Raw genomic sequence first — 19031 nt, forward strand, 5'->3', positions numbered from 1 at the left:
AGGCGATTCTGGTGTCTATTGTGGACCTTGGGGCTGCCGTGTGGCGCAAGAGCAGCTACAGCAGCGGCACGGGTGGCAACGGTGACTGTGTCGAGGTCGCGCTCGGCGAGCGGGTCGGGGTCCGGGACTCCAAGGCTCCCGCCGGTGGGGCGCTGGTCGTCGGCATGGGGGCGTGGGCCGCGTTCGTGTCCGAGGTGCGCCGGTAGATTCGCCCCATGGCGAATCCCACTGGAGAGCAGTTCGAGATCACGCGCGGCGGTGCCCGCGCTGTCGTCACCGAGATCGGCGCGGGCCTGCGGGCCTTCGAGATCGGCGGCGTGCCGTACGTCGAGGAGTTCGACGCCGACGCGAAGTCGCCGATGGGGGCCGGGCAAGTCCTGCTGCCCTGGCCGAACCGCACCAAGGCCGGCCAGTGGGTCTACCAGGGCGAGAAGCAGCAGCTCGCCATCACCGAGGAGGCCCGCGGCAACGCGATCCACGGGCTGACCAGGCACAAGGAGTGGCGGCTCGTCGAGCACGCGGAGTCGTCGATCACCCTCGCCGTCGACATCGCGGACGAGCCGGGCTGGCCGGTGCCGCTGCACGCGACGATCACCTACGAGGTCGCGCCGCGCGAGCTGACCGTGACGCACGAGATCCGCAACGACGGCGAGACGTCGATCGGCGTCGGCGTCGGCACGCACCCGTACTTCCGCATCGGTGATGTGCCGACCGACGAGCTGACGCTGACGTTGTCCGCGAAGCGCGTCCGCCCCGCGCTGCCCGAGGAGCAGATGCCGTATGGCGAGGAGCAGGACGTCGAGGGCACGGAGTACGACTTCCGCGCCGGGCGGCTGCTGGCGGGCGTCGACCTCGACACGGCCTTCACCGCGTTGTCGGCCGACGGCGCCGGCAAGCACCACCACATCCTCACGCACGGTGAGACCAATCTCGACGTCTGGACCGGCCCCGACTTCGGCTGGGTGCAGGTCTTCACGCCGTCGGAGCTGGTCGGCCGTGGCCGCGCCGTCGCCCTCGAACCGATGACGTGCCCCGCCGACGCCCTCAACTCCGGCACCGGCCTCATCGACCTCCCGCCCGGCGAAACCTGGACCGGCTCCTGGGGCATCCGCCTCGCCTAACTCGCGTCCACCCGCAGCCTCTGTGGACGTAAGTTCGGCGTATTCCCGGGCGGGGCGGATCGTTATTTCCTTGCGGAGTCGAGGGTCCCGGCTGTCTCCTTGACAGCTGTGAGGTATTTGACCCCGGCTAGGAGCACCATGGAACCGTTGCGACTCGGACTGCCCGACGCGGGCGAGTTGCTTACCCTGCAGCGCGCCGCGTACATCAGCGAAGCGCGTGCGCATTGCACGTTCGACCTCCCGCCACTGCTGGAGTCGGTCGAGCAGATCCAGACGTCCCTGCTCGATCCCGCCTGTCTGGCCTGGGGGTATCGCGACAACAGCGAGGTCGGCCGCTTGGTCGCCAGCGTCCGAATCCGCATAGCCGGCGACGTCGGCGAGGTCGGACGGCTGGTCGTCGCGCCCGATCGCCAAGGCCAGGGCCTCGGCAGCCGCCTGCTGCTCGCCGCCGAAGAGCGCCTTCCGCGCGGCGTGACGTCGTTGCACCTGTTCACCGGCGAGCACAGCGCCGGCCCGCTGCGCCTCTATCCGCGCCTCGGCTACCGCGAAACCCATCGTTCACCAGAGGGTCACTACGAACTCGTCCACTTCGAAAAGGCCCGCTCTCACCCGGTCGGACCAGTTCGTTAGCGTGGCGAACCATGACTAAGGCGATTATTGGTGGCTACGTGGTCCCCGTCGACGGTGAGCCGATCGACGGCGGCACGGTACTCATCGAAGACGGCGTTATCGTCGCAGTCGGCAGCGACGCCGACATCGACATCCCCGAGGACGCGGAGCTGATCGACGCCTCCGGTTCGTGGGTGCTTCCCGGCTTCATCGACGCGCACGTCCACCTGGGCGTCCACGAGGAGGGCGAGGGCTGGGCGGGCAACGACACGAACGAGATGACCGACCCGAACGGCGCCCGCTTCCGCGCCCTCGACGGCATCGACCCGACCGAGCAGGGCTTCGACGACGCGTTGGCCGGAGGTGTCACGAGCGTGGTCGTCAAACCGGGCTCGGGGAACCCGATCGGCGGGCAGACCGTCGGGCTGAAGACGTGGGGCCGGACGGCGTTCGACGTCGTGTTCGCCGAGTCCGTCAGCGTCAAGAGCGCGCTCGGCGAGAACCCCAAGCGAGTTTATGGCGAGCAGAAGAAGACCCCGTCAACCAGGCTCGGTGTCGCCGCGGTGATCCGCGAGGCGTTCACCAGTGCCCGTAACTACGCCGCGCAGCGCGAGCACGCGCGGACCGAGGGCAAGCCCTTCGACGTCGACCTGACGAAGGAAACCCTGGCCAGGGTGCTCGACGGTGAGCTGTACTGGGACCAGCACGTCCACCGCGCCGACGACATCGTCACCGCGATCCGGCTGGCCGACGAATTCGGCTACAAACTCGTGGTCAACCACGGCACCGAGGGTCATCTGATCGCGGACATCCTCGCCGAACGTGACATCCCGGTGATCATCGGTCCGCTGTTCACCACGCGCTCGAAGGTCGAGGTGCGCAACCGCACGCTGCGCTCGCCGGGCATCCTGGCGCGCGCCGGGGTCAAGATCGCGATCACCACGGACCACCCGGTCATCCCGATCAACTTCCTCGTCTACCAGGCCGCACTGAGCGTCAAGGACGGCCTCGACCCGGACACCGCGATCCGCGCGCTGACCGTCAACCCGGCGTCGATGCTGGGGCTGGACGACAAGGTGGGCTCGCTCAAACCGGGCCTGGACGCCGACGTCGTGCTGTGGTCCGGCGACCCGCTGGACGTGATGAACCGCGCGATGCGCGTCTTCGTCCGCGGCCGCGAGGTCTACCGCTTCGACGAGACGAAGGGCGTCGGTGTGGTCGCCGAGCGTCGCTACCTGGAGGCCTAGGCCCGACGGGACGTGAAGGCCACCTTCACGGCGGATTGCGCAATGAAGGTGGCCGTCACGTCCAGTCAGCCGTGACGGAGCTCCCTGGCGATGACCATCCGCTGGATCTGGTTGGTGCCCTCGAAGATCTGCGGCACTTTCGCCTCGCGCATGTACCGCTCCACCGGGAAGTCCTTGGTGTACCCGGCGCCGCCGAGCACCTGGACGGCGTCGGTGGTCACCCGCATCGCGCCGTCGGTCGCGACGAGCTTCGCGATCGACGCCTGCCGCTGGAACGGCATCCCGCGGTCGCGCCGCCGCGCCGCGTCGAGGTACATCGCGCGCGAAGACTCGACGGTCGCGGCCATGTCGGCCAGCAGGAACTCCAGCCCCTGGAACTCGATGATCGGCTTGCCGAACTGCGTCCGCCCCTTGGCGTACGCGACGGCCTCGTCCAGCGCGGCCTGCGCGAGCCCGACGGCGCACGCGGCGATGCCCAGACGCCCTGAGCTCAACGACGAAAGCGCGATCTTCAGCCCCTGGCCTTCGCCGCCGACGAGCCTGTCGGCGTCGACACGCGCGTCGTCGAACAGCAGCGACGCCGTCGTCGACCCGGTGAGCCCCATCTTGCGCTCCGGCTTGGCCGCGGAGAGCCCCGGCGTCGCACTGTCGACAAGGAGACACGAGATGCCGTGGCCGCCGTTGTCGCTGGTCCGCACCATGGTCGTGTAGAAGTCCGCCTCGCCGGCGTGCGTGATCCAGGCCTTCGACCCGTTGACGACGTACTGCTCGCCGTCCAGCTTCGCCCTTGTCGTGAGCGCGGCGGCGTCCGAGCCTGCGTGCGTCTCCGACAGCGCGTACGCGCCGAGCAAGTCGCCTTCGAGCATCGAGGGCATCCAGCGGTCCTGGTGCGCTTCGCTGCCGTAGTGAGCGAGGGCGTAGCAGGACATCGTGTGGACAGAAAGTCCGACGCCGACCGACATCCACGCCGCGGCGATCTCCTCAAGCACCTGCAGGTAGACCTCGTACGGCACCTCACCGCCGCCCCAGCGCTCCGAGTACGGCAGCCCGAGCAGCCCAGACCGGCCGAGCAGGCGGAACTGCTCACGCGGGAAATGTGACGTTTCCTCGTACTTGGCGGCGAGCGGCGCCAGTTCCTCGCGAGCGAGCTCGGTGGCGAGCGCGACCAGGTCTTTCGCTTCGGTGCTTGGCAGCAGTCGTTCGGCCGGCATGACCCCTCCAGAAGGTCGGTGTACGAAAAGCGGTACGAAAAATAGTACTGCAGGTCCGTCTACAGTATCGTATAGGCCACGCTCGGCCGTGTGCGCCGGGTCACGAATCAACCGACGCGTTTACGGTGATCAGATGGCCAACGTCGATGCCGGTCCCGCGCGGGCCTTGCTGCGTGCCCCCGCCGGGCGCCGTCAACCCACCGCGAGGCAGCGCGCCCTGCTGGCCGACCTCGAGACGCTGTTCCTTGCCGAGGGGTTCGCCCACTTCACGCTCGACGAGCTGGCCGGGCGGATGCGCTGCTCGAAGTCGACGCTCTACGCGCTCGCGCCCAGTAAGGAGCAGCTCGCGGTCAAGGTGGTGTCGCACTACTTCAAGGGTGCCGCCGAGCAGATCGAAGCCCGGATCGCCGGGTTCGACGACCCGCGTGAACTGATCGGCGAGTACCTCGCGGGTGTTGCGGAGTACCTGAACAGGGCCTCCACGACCTTCATGGCGGACATCGCCGGGTTCGAACCCGCGCGGGCGACCTATCAGCGCAACAGCCGAGCCGCCGCGGGCCGGATCAGGTCGTTCATCGCGAAGGGCGTCGCCGACGGCGCGTTCCGCGACGTTCACGCGAGCCTGATCGCCGAGATGGCCGGGCTGCTCATCGAGGGCATCCAGACCGGGGTGATCGCTTCGCGGACCGGGGTTTCGGACGCCGAAGCCTTTACTGCCCTTTCCGAGCTCTTACTTGACGGGCTAGCGGCGCGTCAGCGTCTCCGCTGAGGGTGGTGGTGGGAGACGGGCGGGAGGGATAGCATCACGCCCGTGATTGTGGTGGGTGGAGAAGCGCTGGTCGACCTTGTCCCGGGGGAACCCCTTGAGTCTACTGTGGACGGTGGGTTGCGGGCGTTGCTTCCGCGGCTCGGCGGCGGTCCCTACAACGTGGCGCTCGCCGCGAGCAGACTCGGTGTCCCGTCGGCATTCCTCTCGCGCGTGTCGACGGACCGGTTCGGCGAGGCGCTGATCGACCGGCTGCGCGCGTCCGATGTGGACACGACGTTGGTGCAGCGGGGTGATGAGCCGACGACGCTGGCCGTCGTGGCGCTCGACGAAAAGGGCTCCGCGCACTACACGTTCTACACGCAGGGCACCGCGGACAGGCTGTTCGCCGACCAGGGCCAGCTGCCCGAAGACGTCACCATGCTTTCGCTCGGCACGCTCGGCATGGTGCTCGAGCCCGGGGTCAGCGCGTACGAGTCGATCCTGCACCGCGAATCCGCGCGCGGGACGCTGACCGCGCTCGACCCGAACATCCGGGCCGCGCTGATCGACGACGCCGGCGCGTACCGGGAGCGGTTCACGTCGTGGCTGCCGCATGTCCGGCTCCTCAAGCTCTCCGACGACGACGCCGAGTGGCTGACCGGTGGCGACGACGTGACGGACGCCGTGGCCGCCGCGAAGGCGTGGGTGGACTCAGGTGTCGACGCCGTCGTCCTCACCCGCGGTTCGGACGGCCTCGCTGTGATCACCTCGGCGGGCGAAGTGGCTTCCGTGCCGTCGCGGCGCGTGGACGTCGTCGACACCATCGGCGCGGGGGACACCGTGCAGGGCTCGCTGCTGGCGTGGCTGCACCAACGTGACGTGCGCGACCTCACGTCGTTGGGCGCTGCGGACTGGGCCGAAGCGCTCGCTTATGCGGCGAAAGCGGCATCGATCACAGTGTCCCGGAGCGGTGCGGAGCCCCCGACAGAGCACGACATGGCATCCACCGTGTGAACCTTGTCCCAAAGGGACCCCTCAGAACAACCCTGCGGCTGCGCGAGCACCACGTTTTCGACTAGCGTGGTGTGAAGAATTCATACCCCAACGGCGTCGGTGTGCAGCGAGGCCCATGGCCTCCTCGCGTGAACATATGGCTACCTGTGGAACCTACAGGCGCCACCGGCCCGTGCGACCGTGAGAGGGACTTGTATGTCCGACGCGACGACTGCGGGACAGACGGGCGGCGACACCGTCTCGCTGCGCCTGCCCAGTGGCGAGCACGAGCTCAAAGTGGTCCGCCCGGTCGAAGGCGCTCCCGGAATCGAGCTGGGAAAACTGCTCGCTTCGACCGGGTACATCACCCTCGACCCCGGATTCGTCAATACCGGTGCGGCGTCCTCCGCCATCACCTATATCGACGGCGACGAAGGGATTCTGCGCTACCGCGGGTATCCCATCGAGCAGCTGGCCCAGAAATCGACCTTCATCGAGGTCTCCTACCTGCTGATTTACGGCGAGCTGCCGACCACGGCCCAGCTCGCGGACTTCACCGAGAAGATCCAGCGCCACACGCTGCTGCACGAGGACCTCAAGGCCTTCTTCGGCGGTTTCCCGCGTGACGCGCACCCGATGCCGGTGCTGTCCAGCGCGGTGTCCGCACTGTCGACGTTCTACCAGGATTCGCTGAACCCGTTCGACGAACCCAACGTGGAGCTGTCGACCATAAGGCTTCTGGCGAAGGTGCCGACGCTGGCCGCGTACGCCTACAAGAAGTCGGTCGGCCAGCCGTTCCTGTACCCGGACAATTCGATCGGCCTGGTACAGAACTTCCTGCGCATGACCTTCGGTCTCCCGGCCGAGCCCTACGACGTCGACCCCGAGGTCGCGAAGGCGCTCGACCTGCTGTTCATCCTGCACGCCGACCACGAGCAGAACTGCTCGACGTCGACGGTCCGGCTCGTCGGCTCGTCCGAGGCCAACCTGTTCGCCAGTATCTCGGCGGGCATCAACGCGCTCTTCGGCCCGCTGCACGGTGGGGCGAACGCGGCCGTGCTCGACATGCTCGAGGGCATCCGCGACGACGGCGGCGACGTCAACAAGTTCGTCGAGCGGGTGAAGAACAAGGAAGCCGGCGTGAAGCTGATGGGCTTCGGGCACCGGGTCTACAAGAACTACGACCCGCGCGCGAAGATCATCAAGAACACCGCCGACGAGATCCTCGGCAAGCTCGCCGGCGGCGACCAGCTGCTCGACATCGCGAAGCGGCTCGAGGAAGTCGCCCTTTCCGACGACTACTTCGTTTCGCGCAAGCTGTACCCGAACGTCGACTTCTACACCGGCCTCATCTACCGGGCGCTCGGCTTCCCGACCAAGTTCTTCACCGTGCTGTTCGCGCTCGGCCGGCTCCCCGGCTGGATCGCGCACTGGCGCGAGATGATCCAGGACCCGGCGACGAAGATCGGCCGCCCGCGGCAGATCTACACCGGCGAGAAGACCCGCGACTACATCGGTATCACCGAGCGCTGATCCCGGCTCACGCAAGACCCCTCGGGGCCACCCTCGTGGCGTTCAACGCCACGAGGGTGACCCCGAGGGGTCTCTGGGATCCAACGCGCGGAGGTTGCGGGCGGGACTTAGCCTGAGGCGATGGCGAGTGTGCTGTGGTTCCGGCGGGATCTGAGGCTGGGTGACCACGCGGCCCTGCTCGAAGCCGCGTCGCGGACGAAAGACATCCTCGCGTTGTACGTGCTGGACGACGCGCTGCTGGCACCTGCCGGGACGCCGCGAATCGCGTTCCTGCGCGGCTGCCTGAGGGCGTTGAACGCCCAACTCGACGGCAAGTTGTTGGTGCGGCAGGGCAATCCGGTTGACGTCGTCCCGGCGGTCGCGCGCGAGATCGGCGCGTCGAGTGTCCACGTCAGCGCTGACTACGCACCTTATGGACGTCGTCGCGACGGGGAAGTCGCGAAGGCGTTGGCGGAGCAGGGCGTCGAGTGGGTCGAGACGGGTTCGCCATACGCCGTCGCGCCGGGGCGAGTGCTCAAGCCGGACGGTGAACCGTACCGCGTGTTCACGCCGTTTTATCGCGCATGGGTCCGGCACGGCTGGCGCCCGCCCGCCGACACGAGTGAGTCCACAGTGGACTGGATCAAGCCGTCGAAGCCGTTGACGATTCCGGAATCGCCGGATCTTGGCGGGATGACTCTTCCCTCGCCTGGCGAAAAGGCAGCGGTCGACGTGTGGCAGGACTTCTGCGAGGACGGCGTCAAGGAGTACGGCGAGGGCCGTGACAGGCCCGACTGGCCAGCCACCACCGCTATGTCGCCGTACCTGCGCTGGGGTTGCGTCCACCCGCGCACGCTGCTCGCGGACATCGCAGGCGACGAGTCGGCTGGTGCGTTGGCGTTGCGCGGCGAGTTCGCCTGGCGCGAGTTCCACGCGGATGTCCTGTGGCACAAGCCCAAAGCCGCGCGCCACAACTACGACGAACGCTTCGACGCGATCCAGTATGACACCGGTGCCGCCGCCCGGCGCTCGTTCGACCAGTGGCGCGAAGGCCGGACGGGGTACCCGATCGTCGACGCCGGTATGCGGCAACTGCTGGCGGAGGGCTGGATGCACAACCGAGTCCGGATGGTCGTCGCGAGTTTCCTGGTCAAGGACTTGCACCTGCCGTGGCGGGCGGGTGCGAGGCACTTCATGTGCTATCTCGTCGACGGCGACCTCGCGTCCAACCAGCTCAACTGGCAGTGGGTGGCCGGTTCCGGAACCGACGCTGCGCCGTACTTCCGGATCTTCAACCCGACAACGCAAGGCGAGAAGTTCGATCCACGCGGCGACTACGTCCGGAAGTATGTGCCGGAACTTCGCGGTGTCGAAGGGAAAGCCGTGCATCAGCCGTGGAAACCGGGGTCCGGGCAGCCCAAAGGCTACCCGGACCCGATCGTCGACCACGCCCACGAACGCCAAGTCGCCCTAACCCGCTACGCAGCCATCAAGTAGGGCACTCTTGTGGAAAAGTGGGTCTTCGGTCGTCTGTGTGGGTGCTGGTTGCTGTGGACTGGCTGCGTTTTACCGCAGCAAGGGCCGGGACGGGCGGTGTCCGGAGCTGGGTGTGGGACTCGTCGGTCTGAGTGTGGGACTCGCCCTCGCTGAATGTGGGACTCGCACAGCGCGTCGGCGAGTCCCACACTCCGGCCCGGCGAGTTCCACGTTCAGGCCGACGAGTCCCACATTCACTGACAGCCGACCACACCCGCTGACCTCAAGAACCTCACCAGCCACTGAGGCGTCCGGACCCACACATACGACACAAGAGCCGGAAAAGTGCCTTCGCTGGTCAGGCGCGGAGGGCGTCGCGGAGGCGGACGCGGCTGCCGGTGCGGAGGACCGCGTTGCGATAGATCCGGCCGGCGAGCCAGGTCAGTACCCCGATCAGGGCGATCGTGAGCACAATGGACAGTCCGATCTGCCAGCCGGGCGCCAGCCCCGCCGCGATCCGGCCAGGCATCAGCACGGGAGACAGCAGCGGGATCAGCGACAGTACGGTCGTCGCCGAACTGTCGGGGCTCTGCAGCATCAGGTTCAGCCCGACGATGAACCCGATCACCAGCACCATGGTCACCGGCGTCAGCACGGACTGAGCGTCCTCCTGCCGGGAAACCAGCGACCCCGCGGCGGCGAAAACGGTGGCGTACAGGAAAAAGCCGAGGATGTACCACAGCAGTCCCCACAGGAGCGTGCTGATCGCCACCCCCGAGACGCTCAACGTCCCGCTCGCCGTTGCCATCCCCAGTCCGGCTCCCGCCAGGATGACGAGCTGGATCAGCCCGGTCAGCCCGAGCCCGAGCACCTTGCCGAGCATGAGGTGCCATGGCTTCACCGTGGACAGCAGGATTTCGACGACCCTGCTCGACTTCTCCTCCACGACCCCTTGCGCCACCAGGGTTCCGTACGTCGTGATGCTCATGTACAGCAGGAAGACCATGATCACACCGATGATCAGCCGCTGGTCGCGGTCGGGGTCCGCCGGGGTGATCGACGTGACGCTGACGCGTGCGGCGGACGCCGTGCTCAGCACCTGCGGGCCGTCCAGGTGTGCCTCGAGCAGTTCGGCGTTCAGCACCTGTTGCTGGGCGACCGAGTCGAGCGCGGAATGGATCTGCGCGTCCAAATTGGACTTTGTGTAGGCCTGCAGATCGGACGCGCTGCCGGACAGCAACGCATAGAGGTCACCGTTCTTGACCTCCTCCTTGCCGTCTTCCTCGCTCTTGACGCTGACCGTGTCGATGGTCTTGCCGACCTGCTGGCCCGCGGCCTTGAGCTGGTCCGAGATTCCGGTGGCTTGCCCGGTCAGCCCGATCTTGCTGTGGCCGGAATTGGACAGGAGGGTGGCCTGCAAAAGGAAGTACCCGGCGGCGACGACCAGGATCACCGCTGTTCCGAAGAGGAAGGCCCTTGTCCTCAGTCGAGTATTGAGTTCGCGTTTGGCGACCAGGCGGATCGCGTTCAGCGGGGTCACCGGCCGGCGGGTTCCTGGGGTGTTCATGCCGGGTTCCTTTCTGCGACGGCGTCGCGGAACAAGTCGCTCAGCGAACGACGTCGACGGCTGAATTCGGTCACCGGCCCGGTGCTCAACGCCGTCGCCAGGACGATCTGGTCATCCGCGGCGGCATCGATTTCCAGCACTACGGTCCCGGCTTGGTCGGACACGATCCGGACACCCGGGAGGTTGCTCGCCCATCCCGGCGGCGCGGCGGGTGCGGTGACGACGAGATGGCTGGTTGCCCTGGACGTCAAGCCTTGGATGGTTCCGCAAGCCACCAACCGTCCACTTCGGATGATGCCGACGCGGTCGCAGAGCCGCTCCACCAGGTCGAGCTGGTGGCTGGAGAAGATGACCGGTACCCCGGTGGCGGCTTTTTCGCGCAGTACTTCGGACATCACGTCCACGGCGAGCGGATCCAACCCCGAGAACGGCTCGTCGAGGACCAGGACGCTCGGGTCGTGGACGAGCGCGGCGGCCAACTGGACCCGTTGCTGGTTACCGAGACTGAGCTTCTGGACCTCGTCGGTGCGGCGGTCTTTGAGGCCCAGCCGCGAAATCCAGTTCTCGGCGCTCTGGTGTGCTTCGTTTGCGGTGAGTCCGTGCAACTCGGCCAGGTAGACGAGCTGGTCGAGCACCTTCATTTTCGGGTACAGGCCGCGTTCCTCAGGCATGTACCCGATATGGGTGCGCGTCTGGTGTGTGATCGGATCGCCGTCGAAGCGGACTTCCCCCGAGTCCGCCGCGAGCACCCCCAGCGCGATGCGCATGGTCGTGGTCTTGCCGGCGCCGTTGCTGCCGACGAACCCGAACAGCTCGCCGGCGCGCACGTCGAACGAGACGTCGTCGAGAGCGACGATTTCCCCGTAGCGCTTGGAGACCCGGTCGATCTCGAGTGTGCGGTCAGGCATGGTCGGACTCCTCCAGCAGGTCTTCCGGGTCGTCGTCCGGCAGCGTCCAAGCCAGCATTGCGGTCGGGATCGTCGTGCCCACGAAGGCCAGTGCGCCCATCATCGTCGCGCCCCGCATCGCTCCTTCAGCCTGGTTCGAAATGATCATCGTGTAGAGCATCGCCGCCAGCATCAAGAAGATGGTGACGTAGAAGCCGAAGTAGGTGACCCGGTGCCGCCACTCGCGTTCCCGCTCATCCAACAGCGAGGAGAATGAGCTGGTCATCTGGCCGGTCAGGGTACGCAGAAGCCCCCACGCGACAATCCAGATGAGGCAACCTCCTAGCCACAGGGCGAAGAAGATCCAGATGCTGTGTGCGTCAAGCAGTGCGGCTCCCGTGATCATCATGGCGACCGCGAGCAGTAGCACAAGCGCCAGACGCCGGCGTCGCTGTCGGGTGCGCCATGAGGGGAGCCTTTTGGCGCTGCGGAGTTCGTATGCCCTCATCCGCTCCAGGTGTCGCTCCCAGGCCGGATGCAGCCTTTCTCGTACGGATTTCATCGTCCCCCCTCGTGATAGACCTGAGTGGACAGTGGCGTGAACGGCTCGCGACTGAACACCGCTTCGACCGGCAGGTCGAACACCCCGCAGATGCGGAAGGCCAGGTCGAGACTCGGATAGTGGTCCCCGCGCTCCAGCGCCCCGATGGTCTGCGGGTTGACTTCGACGGCTGTGGCCAGCGCTGCCCGGCTCAGCCCGCGCTCCGCCCGGAGCACCTGTAGCCGGTTGTGGATCGGCAGCTCTTTGCCGCGTCGTACCGGACTCATGAACGAAGTGTTGCAAAAACCCAACGACACGTCAAGTCTATGCAACATTCAAGGTCTGCTCAGGTCACCCCTGTGGCCCTGAGTGTGGGACTCGGCTCGGCGAATGTGGGACTCGCCGCCGGTGGCCCGAGGGATCCTCGGTGAGGCCCTACGAAAGGCCTGTGAGGGCTTTGTCGACGAGCTCGCGGACCCGGGGTTCGGCCGCGGCGGCGTCGGTGGGGACGAGGGCGAGACGCGTGCGGCGCTGGAGGACGTCGTCGACGTCGAGGGCGCCTTCGTGTCGGACGGCCCACAGTACTTCTGCCGCGGTGATCGCGGTTTCGGCGCAGAGCGGCTCGGCCAGTGTCGGGTCGAGGTAGCCGATCGCGGCGACGCGCGGGGCCTCGGTGCCGTACTTCGCGACGAGGCGCGGGGCGGCGTCCACTTGGGACAGTTTCGCGCGCGGTGCAGCTCCTAGCAAGGGAAGCTGTGCGGTGCGCGAAGGTCCGGCGTGGAGATTCGCGACAGTGACGGCCGTATCGACGGCGTCTTCGGCCATCTTCCGGTACGTCGTGAGCTTTCCGCCGACGATTGTCACGACGCCGTCCGAGCCGGTCAGCACGGCGTGCTTGCGGGACAGGTCGGCACTGCGGCCCTCGCGGTCGATCAACGGGCGCAGCCCGGCGAACGTGCCGATGACGTCGTCGCGCGTGAGGTTCCGCGTCAGCGCGGACGAAGCGAGGGAGAGCAGGAAGTCCACATCGGACTCTGGCGCGGTCGGTATGTCCGGGATCTCGCCGTCGACCTGTTCGTCGGTCAGTCCCAAGTAGACGCGCCCGTCGGGCTGTGGCAGCAGGAACACGAACCTGTTGCGCTCGCCGGGAACCTGGATGTTCACGGAGGACGCGCCGACGCCGGCCGTTTCGGCGGAAAGCACCAGATGCGAGCCCAGCGAAGGCCGCAGCGTCACCGACGGCGTCAGCTGCCCCGCCCAGACGCCCGTCGCGTTCACCACCTGCTTGGCGGCGATTTCCACGTCCCGTCCAGACAACTCGTCGCGGCACTGGACGTGGTTCGCCGTCAACGCCGTCGCCCGCAACCGGGTCAGGATCCGCGCGCCGAACGTCGACGCCGTACGCGCGAGCGTCACCACCAACCGCGCGTCGTCAACCAGCGCGCCGTCGTATGAGAGCAGTGCCCCGCGCAGCTGGGTAGCATCGAGGCCGGGTGCCAGGGCCAGTGCTTCGGCGGCCGGGATCGTCCGCGGTCCGGGCAAGATCGACGACGGCGTTCGCGCCATCCGGCGCAGCACGTCCCCGGCGCGTAAGCCGGTCGCGATCAGGGCGCCGGAAGTGTTGTCATACAACGGGAACAGCTGCGGCATGGTCCGCGTCAGGTGCGGTGCCGTGCGAGTCATCAGGATGCCGCGTTCGACCGCGCTTTCGTAGGCCAGCCCGAAATCGCCCTTGGCGAGGTACCGCAGGCCGCCGTGGACCAGCTTGCTCGACCACCGTGACGTGCCGAAAGCCAGGTCGTGCGCCTCGATCAGGGCAACGGACAGCCCGCGCGACGCCGCGTCCAGCGCGATGCCCACGCCGGTGACTCCGCCGCCGACCACCGCGAGATCGACTCGCTCACCGCCGGCCAGCGCGTCGAGCTCGCGCCCGCGGCGGACGGCGTTGAGCGAGCCGGTGATCATGGCCGCAGCGCCGCGTCGAGTACGTGGCTGAGCTCGGTGAGCAGCGCGGTCTCGTCGACGTCGGCCGTCGCGGGCCGGAGGGAGAACGCGAACGACTGGACCACCAGTAGTACGGAACGGGCTTGCGCTTCGACCGGGGCCCGCCGGATCGAGCCGTCGAGGTGGCCCGCCCTGACCAGGGCCAGGATGACCTGCTCGGCGTACTGCTGCGTGGCCCCGAGCCGCTTCACGATGTACGGCAGCACGAGCTCGGGATCGAGGTCGAGCAGAGTGCGGAACAGTTCGTCCGCGGAAAGGACGCTGATCGCCGCCACCGCGCTCACCACCAGCCGCTCGCGCGCGGTGGACGCGGTTTCGCCCTCGACGCTCGCGCGCCGCAGCAGGCCGCCGAACTCGCGGGTCATCAGCGCCGAGAGCACGCTGTTGACGTCGGGAAACCGGCGATACAGCGTCATCCGGCTGACCTTGGCCGTTCTGGCGATCTCGGCGAGGGTGGTGCGGCGCACGCCGACAGCAAGTACGCACGTGCGTGCGGCGTCGAGCAGCGCGTCGTCGGAGACCCGGACGGCGGTCTGCCTGGTCCGGGTGTCCGCCAAGCTGCTGGGCTGCGGGGATCCGTTCTCGTCCACTGACTCATCCCTCGGGTCTGCAACGTCGACAGCGGCTGCTGCCGGCGCGAAGTGACGTTGGACGAGCATGTGTCACACTATAACCGTGAACGACATAATCGACCACCGGCTTCGCCGATCTTGGACAGCTGAGGGTGGCGACGCGGCTCACCTGCCGGCCAAGGCGTTGTGCTGGCTTGCAGAGCGTATCGGTCGGACGGAGTCCAGCGCACCGGCCGCCCCCGACGTCGAACCCGCTGTGCCGGAGTCGCGCTTGCCCGAGTCCGCGCGCGAAGAAATGGCCGTCTTGCTGGGCGTCGATCACGTACTGACCGCGCCGGAGGACCGGCTGGGGCGGGCGAGCGGTCTGTCCTATCTGGACCTTTTGCGTCGCCGCGGGCAGGGCGATTTCCCGGTGCCCGACGCCGTAGTGCTGCCCGCTGACCCGGAACAGGTCCAAGGGGTGCTCGAGATCTGCGCCCGGTACGACGTCGGTGTGGTGCCCTTCGGCGGCGGGACGTCCGTGGTCGGCGGCGTGAGCGCGCTGCGCGGGAGTAAGGACGCCGTGGTCACACTGGATCTGGCGCGGCTCGACAGGCTGGTTTCGGTCGACCCGGTGTCGAGGATCGCGGTGCTGCAGGCCGGCGTGCGCGGGCCGGACGCCGAGCGCCTCCTCGGCGCGTACGGGTTCACGCTCGGCCATGTGCCGCAGTCATTCGAACGGGCGACCATCGGCGGGTTCGCCGCGACGAGGTCGGCTGGTCAGGCGTCCGCCGGTTACGGGCGGTTTGAGGACATGGTGTCCGGCGTGCGGCTGGCGACTCCGCGCGGCGAGTGGCGCCTCGGCGTGGCGCCCGCGTCGGCCGCGGGTCCTGACCTGCGACAACTCGCCGTCGGTAGCGAGGGCGCGCTCGGCGTGATCACCGAGGTCGCGGTGCGCGTGCGGCCGGTTCCGCTGGTGCGTCACTACACCGGTTACGTGCTCGACGGCTGGGAGCGCGGCTCGGCCGCGGTGCGCACGCTGGCGCAGCACCGGGTGCCGGCCGACGTCATCCGACTGTCCGATGTGGACGAGACCGAGGTGTCGCTCTCGTTGAACGCCGGCTGGAAGACGTCCGCGCTCAGGCGGTACCTGGACACCCGCGGCGTGCTCGAACCGTGCTTGCTCATCGTCGGCTTCGAAGGGCAGTCGACCCGCGAAGTGTCAGCGCGTCGCCGGGAAACGGGACGGCTGCTGAAGAAGGCGGGCGCGCTGCGGCTGGGTCGGACGCTGGGTGAATCGTGGCGGCGCGGCCGATTCTCCGGACCGCGTCAGCGGGATGCCTTGCTGGACAACGGTGTGTGCGTCGAAACGCTCGAGACCGCGGCGCACTGGTCGAAACTCAGCCAGCTGCGGGACGAGGTTCGCGACGCGCTCACGAAGTCGTTGGGCTCGCCGATCGTCATGTGCCACGTTTCGCACGCGTACGAAATGGGCGCCTCGCTGTATTTCACCGTGCTGACCGCGCGCGACTCGGACGACCCGATCGGCCAGTGGGAACGAGCCAAACGGGCGGCTTGCGAAGCGATCGACGGGCTCGGCACGATCTCGCACCACCACGCCGTCGGCGTCGATCACGCGTCGTATCTGGAGGCGGAAATCGGTACGCTCGGCATCGACGTCCTGCGTGCGGCGAAGGCCGCCGTCGACCCGACGGGCATCCTCAATCCGGGCAAACTTCTCACCTGAGCGACGAAACTCCAATCACACAACACCAGTCGCTTTTTGTCGGTGGTCGGCGCTAGTTTGTCGGCATGCTTCACACCACACACGATCAGCTCGCCGATGAGATCGTCACCCAGATCGGGCTGCTGACGTCCACCATCAAGGGCGCGGACCTGACCGTGCCGGTCCCGTCCTGCCCCGGGTGGAACGTCGGCCAACTGCTGCGCCACCTCGGCGGTGCGCACCAGTGGGTCGATGAGATCGTCCGCACCCGGGCGGACGAGCGCCCGGACGATGAGTTCTTCCGCGACCTCTCGGCTTACGCGAACGAGGACCCGGACGTGGTGGGGCCCTGGCTCACCGACGGCGCCGCTCGGCTCGCGGAGACGCTGAAGGCTGCAGGGCCGGGTGCCCAGGTCTGGAACTACCCGTTCCTGGGTGGGGATGCGTCGTTCTACTCGCGTCGGATGGCGCACGAGACCGTCATGCATCGGGCGGACGCGACGCTGGCTCTCGGCGCCGAGTACATCCTCGACACCGAAGTCGCCTTGGACAGCGTCGACGAGTGGATGCATCTCGGCTCCCTGCCGGCGATGCTGGAGTTTCAGCCGGAGAAGCGGGAGCTGCTCGGGCACGGGCACACCCTGCACTTCCACGCCACGGACACTGCCCCGGAGCTCACTGCGGAGTGGCTGGTAGACCTGACCGGAGACAACCTGGCCTGGCGTCGCGCGCACGAGAAGGCCACCGTCGCCGTCCGCGCCCCGCTGACCGACCTGCTGCTGATCATCTACCGCCGCAAGACCGTCGAGCAGGCGGATGCCGAGGTGCTCGGAGACAAGGCCGTGTTCGACAACTGGCTTGAGATGGTCAGTTTCGGTTGACGCGCCGACGCTAGGGGAGAGGTCGCGTAGTGGGGAGGAGGGTGACGTCGAGGCCGTGAGAGGCGGCGGGCACGCCGTCGAGCGAGAAGGCCGTGCGCTGGGGGACTTCGGCCGTTCGGACCGGGCGCCCGCCGACCAGCAGCGGCAGGCGGATCTCGGACGCGCCGACGTAGGCCAGGACTTCGTCGAGCACGGTGTCGTCGTCCAGGGTGACTGTGCCGGTGTGCACGCGCGCGAGGTCGTATCGCGTGCCCCGGCCCTCGCAGACGTCGAGGACGGCGAGCTGCTCCGGCGTCACGAACCAGACGGCATGCGGCTCGGTGACCTCGGCCATCGCGGCGAGCGTGGCCGGGCGCTGGCCGTCGCGGATGCGCAGTCCGGACGCCCACACCGCGGCGAGCCCGGTGCATTCGGCGCGCACCACGACGACCGGCTCAGGCAGGCCCAGCGACTCGCGCAGCCAGGTGATCTTCGAAGGGCACGCGTTCGAGCCGTAGGCGAGCACGGCCTGCCGCTCTCGCCAACCCTCGGGCGCGGTGTCGAGCGAGTGACCCACGCCGTCGTGGTGGACGAACGAGAACACCGGCCGAGCCCCTGGGTAGGGCTCAGCCGGGAATTCGTTGTCGTCGAAGAGCTTCATGGCCTCAGAAGACGACCACGCTGCGCAGCACGTCGCCGTGATGCATGCGGTCGAACGCACCCTCGACCCCGTCGACGGAGATCCGTTCGGTGACGAACTTGTCCAGCGGCAACTTCCCCTGCAGGTAGAGGTCCACCAGCACCGGGAAGTCGCGCGAGGGCAGGCAGTCGCCGTACCAGGAGGACTTCAGCTGCCCGCCGCGGGAGAAGAAGTCGATCAGCGGCATGTCGTTCAGCCGCATGTCCGGGGTCGGCACGCCGACGAGCACCACGGTGCCCGCGAGGTCGCGCGCGTAGAACGCGGAACGCCACGTCTCCGGGCGGCCGACTGCGTCGATGACGACGTCGGCGCCGAACGAGTTCGTCAGCGTCTGGATCGCCTCGACGACCTCGTCCTCGCTCTTGCCCTTGGTGTTGAGCGTGTGCGTGGCGCCGAAGCCCTTCGCCCATTCGAGCTTCCGGTCGTCCTGGTCGACAGCGATGATCGTTGTCGCGCCGGCCAGGGTCGCACCCGCGATGGCCGCGTCGCCGACGCCGCCGCAGCCGATGACGGCCACCGAGTCGCCCCTGGTCACCGCGCCGGTGTTGATCGCCGCGCCGAGCCCCGCCATCACCCCGCAGCCGAGCAGGCCGGCCACCGCGGGCTCGATGTCCGGGTTCACCTTCGTACACTGTCCACTGTGGACGAGCGTCTTCTCGAGGAACGCGCCGATGCCGAGCGCGGGGCTGAGCTTCGTGCCGTCGGTCAGCGTCATCGGCTGCGTGGCATTGTGTGTCGAGAAGCAGTACCACGGCTTACCGCGCTTGCAGGCACGGCAAGTTCCGCAGACCGCGCGCCAGTTCAGGATCACGTAGTCACCGGGCGCGATGTCCGTGACACCCTCGCCGACCTTGTCGACGTACCCGGCGGCCTCGTGCCCGAGCAGGAACGGGAACTCGTCGTTGATCCCGCCCAGCTTGTAGTGCAGGTCGGTGTGGCAGACCCCGCACGCCTTGATCGAGACCACCGCCTCCCCGGGTCCCGGATCCGGCACCAGCACGGTCTCCAGCGAGACCGGCTCACCCTTCGCGCGGGACACGACTCCCTGCACCTCGTACGGCATGCTTGCGACCACCTTCCAGCTACGTTGCGCTTCGCTCGCAGCTAACCACGAACCATGCACCCCTGGCGATATCACCCGCCCGCAGGGCACGACTACCGCAACTCGACGGCGAGTTGCGATGGTTGCGGACCCTAACTACCGCAACTCGACGGCGAGTTGCGATGGTTGCGGACCCTAACTACCGCAACTCGACGGCGAGTTGCGATGGTTGCGGA

The 19031-nt window shown here is 67.8% G+C and carries 19 protein-coding genes; 10 read left to right on the top strand and 9 right to left on the bottom strand.

Going from position 1 to position 19031, the window contains the following annotated elements:
- Positions 1-11 precede the first annotated feature (11 nt).
- The 4 genes from JWQ81_RS28685 (at position 12) to JWQ81_RS28700 (ending at position 2977) form a co-directional block, all read left to right on the top strand.
- The gene (locus tag JWQ81_RS28685; protein ID WP_297546361.1) at positions 12-206 is read left to right on the top strand and encodes a DUF397 domain-containing protein; all 195 of its coding nucleotides are present in this window, start codon (positions 12-14) and stop codon (positions 204-206) included.
- Positions 207-215: 9 nt separating this feature from the next.
- Positions 216-1121, top strand: coding sequence for an aldose 1-epimerase family protein (locus tag JWQ81_RS28690; RefSeq protein ID WP_297546363.1), 906 nt, complete (start codon positions 216-218; stop codon positions 1119-1121).
- 138 nt (positions 1122-1259) lie between these two features.
- On the top strand, positions 1260-1751 hold the full coding sequence (locus JWQ81_RS28695; RefSeq protein WP_297546365.1) for an N-acetyltransferase: 492 nt from the start codon (positions 1260-1262) through the stop codon (positions 1749-1751).
- A gap of 11 nt (positions 1752-1762) precedes the next feature.
- On the top strand, positions 1763-2977 hold the full coding sequence (locus JWQ81_RS28700; RefSeq protein WP_297546367.1) for an amidohydrolase: 1215 nt from the start codon (positions 1763-1765) through the stop codon (positions 2975-2977).
- Positions 2978-3042: 65 nt separating this feature from the next.
- On the opposite strand, the gene JWQ81_RS28705 is transcribed toward JWQ81_RS28700, so the two are convergent.
- A complete protein-coding gene (locus JWQ81_RS28705) occupies positions 3043-4188 on the bottom strand; it encodes an acyl-CoA dehydrogenase family protein (protein ID WP_297546369.1) in 1146 nt (381 codons plus the stop codon).
- A 133-nt stretch (positions 4189-4321) separates the two neighbouring features.
- Here JWQ81_RS28705 and JWQ81_RS28710 point away from each other — a divergent pair, with 133 nt between their 5' ends.
- From JWQ81_RS28710 to JWQ81_RS28725, 4 genes are all read left to right on the top strand, one after another.
- Complete coding sequence (locus JWQ81_RS28710; RefSeq protein WP_297546371.1) at positions 4322-4957, top strand: TetR/AcrR family transcriptional regulator; 636 nt, start codon at positions 4322-4324, stop codon at positions 4955-4957.
- Between the two features lie 42 nt (positions 4958-4999).
- Entirely contained in the window at positions 5000-5950 is a 951-nt protein-coding gene (locus tag JWQ81_RS28715) for a carbohydrate kinase (RefSeq protein WP_297546373.1), read from the top strand.
- A gap of 195 nt (positions 5951-6145) precedes the next feature.
- Complete coding sequence (locus JWQ81_RS28720; protein WP_297546375.1) at positions 6146-7462, top strand: citrate synthase; 1317 nt, start codon at positions 6146-6148, stop codon at positions 7460-7462.
- A gap of 120 nt (positions 7463-7582) precedes the next feature.
- On the top strand, positions 7583-8938 hold the full coding sequence (locus JWQ81_RS28725) for a deoxyribodipyrimidine photo-lyase (protein WP_297546376.1): 1356 nt from the start codon (positions 7583-7585) through the stop codon (positions 8936-8938).
- A 337-nt stretch (positions 8939-9275) separates the two neighbouring features.
- On the opposite strand, the gene JWQ81_RS28730 is transcribed toward JWQ81_RS28725, so the two are convergent.
- The 6 genes from JWQ81_RS28730 to JWQ81_RS28755 all read right to left on the bottom strand — a co-directional run bounded on the left by JWQ81_RS28730 (position 9276) and on the right by JWQ81_RS28755 (position 14473).
- Positions 9276-10484 carry an ABC transporter permease gene (locus tag JWQ81_RS28730; protein ID WP_297546379.1) on the bottom strand — a complete coding sequence of 403 codons (1209 nt, stop codon included), beginning with the start codon at positions 10482-10484 and terminating at the stop codon, positions 9276-9278.
- Positions 10481-11392, bottom strand: a complete 912-nt coding sequence (locus JWQ81_RS28735; RefSeq protein WP_297546382.1) for an ABC transporter ATP-binding protein — start codon at positions 11390-11392, stop codon at positions 10481-10483. Before JWQ81_RS28735 ends, JWQ81_RS28730 begins: the two co-directional genes overlap by 4 nt.
- Positions 11385-11657, bottom strand: a complete 273-nt coding sequence (locus tag JWQ81_RS28740) for a hypothetical protein (protein WP_297546384.1) — start codon at positions 11655-11657, stop codon at positions 11385-11387. Before JWQ81_RS28740 ends, JWQ81_RS28735 begins: the two co-directional genes overlap by 8 nt.
- A 272-nt stretch (positions 11658-11929) precedes the next feature.
- A complete protein-coding gene (locus JWQ81_RS28745) occupies positions 11930-12199 on the bottom strand; it encodes a helix-turn-helix transcriptional regulator (protein ID WP_297546386.1) in 270 nt (89 codons plus the stop codon).
- 148 nt (positions 12200-12347) lie between these two features.
- A complete protein-coding gene (locus JWQ81_RS28750) occupies positions 12348-13877 on the bottom strand; it encodes a glycerol-3-phosphate dehydrogenase/oxidase (protein ID WP_297546387.1) in 1530 nt (509 codons plus the stop codon).
- A complete protein-coding gene (locus tag JWQ81_RS28755) occupies positions 13874-14473 on the bottom strand; it encodes a TetR/AcrR family transcriptional regulator (protein WP_297546431.1) in 600 nt (199 codons plus the stop codon). Before JWQ81_RS28755 ends, JWQ81_RS28750 begins: the two co-directional genes overlap by 4 nt.
- Before the next feature lie 118 nt (positions 14474-14591).
- Between JWQ81_RS28755 and JWQ81_RS28760 the strand changes: the two genes are divergently transcribed.
- Positions 14592-16214 carry an FAD-binding oxidoreductase gene (locus tag JWQ81_RS28760; RefSeq protein WP_297546389.1) on the top strand — a complete coding sequence of 541 codons (1623 nt, stop codon included), beginning with the start codon at positions 14592-14594 and terminating at the stop codon, positions 16212-16214.
- 65 nt (positions 16215-16279) lie between these two features.
- The gene (locus tag JWQ81_RS28765) at positions 16280-17074 is read left to right on the top strand and encodes a maleylpyruvate isomerase family mycothiol-dependent enzyme (RefSeq protein ID WP_297546390.1); all 795 of its coding nucleotides are present in this window, start codon (positions 16280-16282) and stop codon (positions 17072-17074) included.
- Between the two features lie 10 nt (positions 17075-17084).
- Here JWQ81_RS28765 and JWQ81_RS28770 read toward each other — a convergent pair whose 3' ends face one another.
- On the bottom strand, positions 17085-17714 hold the full coding sequence (locus tag JWQ81_RS28770) for a gamma-glutamylcyclotransferase family protein (protein ID WP_297546391.1): 630 nt from the start codon (positions 17712-17714) through the stop codon (positions 17085-17087).
- A 4-nt stretch (positions 17715-17718) separates the two neighbouring features.
- The gene (locus JWQ81_RS28775; protein WP_297546393.1) at positions 17719-18816 is read right to left on the bottom strand and encodes an S-(hydroxymethyl)mycothiol dehydrogenase; all 1098 of its coding nucleotides are present in this window, start codon (positions 18814-18816) and stop codon (positions 17719-17721) included.
- Positions 18817-19031 lie beyond the last annotated feature (215 nt).

Origin of the sequence: Amycolatopsis sp. (assembly GCF_025464955.1) — a bacterium.
Taxonomy (GTDB): Bacteria; Actinomycetota; Actinomycetes; order Mycobacteriales; family Pseudonocardiaceae; genus Amycolatopsis.

Excerpts from the sequence above, each read along its gene's own strand:
- JWQ81_RS28690 (WP_297546363.1), top strand. The coding sequence starts at position 216 with ATGGCGAATCCCACTGGAGAGCAGTTCGAGATCACGCGCGGCGGTGCC.
- JWQ81_RS28745 (WP_297546386.1), bottom strand. The coding sequence starts at position 12,199 with ATGAGTCCGGTACGACGCGGCAAAGAGCTGCCGATCCACAACCGGCTA.
- JWQ81_RS28700 (WP_297546367.1), top strand. The coding sequence starts at position 1,763 with ATGACTAAGGCGATTATTGGTGGCTACGTGGTCCCCGTCGACGGTGAG.
- JWQ81_RS28735 (WP_297546382.1), bottom strand. The coding sequence starts at position 11,392 with ATGCCTGACCGCACACTCGAGATCGACCGGGTCTCCAAGCGCTACGGG.
- JWQ81_RS28740 (WP_297546384.1), bottom strand. The coding sequence starts at position 11,657 with ATGACCAGCTCATTCTCCTCGCTGTTGGATGAGCGGGAACGCGAGTGG.
- JWQ81_RS28730 (WP_297546379.1), bottom strand. The coding sequence starts at position 10,484 with ATGAACACCCCAGGAACCCGCCGGCCGGTGACCCCGCTGAACGCGATC.
- JWQ81_RS28725 (WP_297546376.1), top strand. The coding sequence starts at position 7,583 with ATGGCGAGTGTGCTGTGGTTCCGGCGGGATCTGAGGCTGGGTGACCAC.
- JWQ81_RS28705 (WP_297546369.1), bottom strand. The coding sequence starts at position 4,188 with ATGCCGGCCGAACGACTGCTGCCAAGCACCGAAGCGAAAGACCTGGTC.
- JWQ81_RS28720 (WP_297546375.1), top strand. The coding sequence starts at position 6,146 with ATGTCCGACGCGACGACTGCGGGACAGACGGGCGGCGACACCGTCTCG.
- JWQ81_RS28770 (WP_297546391.1), bottom strand. The coding sequence starts at position 17,714 with ATGAAGCTCTTCGACGACAACGAATTCCCGGCTGAGCCCTACCCAGGG.
- JWQ81_RS28750 (WP_297546387.1), bottom strand. The coding sequence starts at position 13,877 with ATGATCACCGGCTCGCTCAACGCCGTCCGCCGCGGGCGCGAGCTCGAC.
- JWQ81_RS28695 (WP_297546365.1), top strand. The coding sequence starts at position 1,260 with ATGGAACCGTTGCGACTCGGACTGCCCGACGCGGGCGAGTTGCTTACC.
- JWQ81_RS28765 (WP_297546390.1), top strand. The coding sequence starts at position 16,280 with ATGCTTCACACCACACACGATCAGCTCGCCGATGAGATCGTCACCCAG.
- JWQ81_RS28775 (WP_297546393.1), bottom strand. The coding sequence starts at position 18,816 with ATGCCGTACGAGGTGCAGGGAGTCGTGTCCCGCGCGAAGGGTGAGCCG.
- JWQ81_RS28710 (WP_297546371.1), top strand. The coding sequence starts at position 4,322 with ATGGCCAACGTCGATGCCGGTCCCGCGCGGGCCTTGCTGCGTGCCCCC.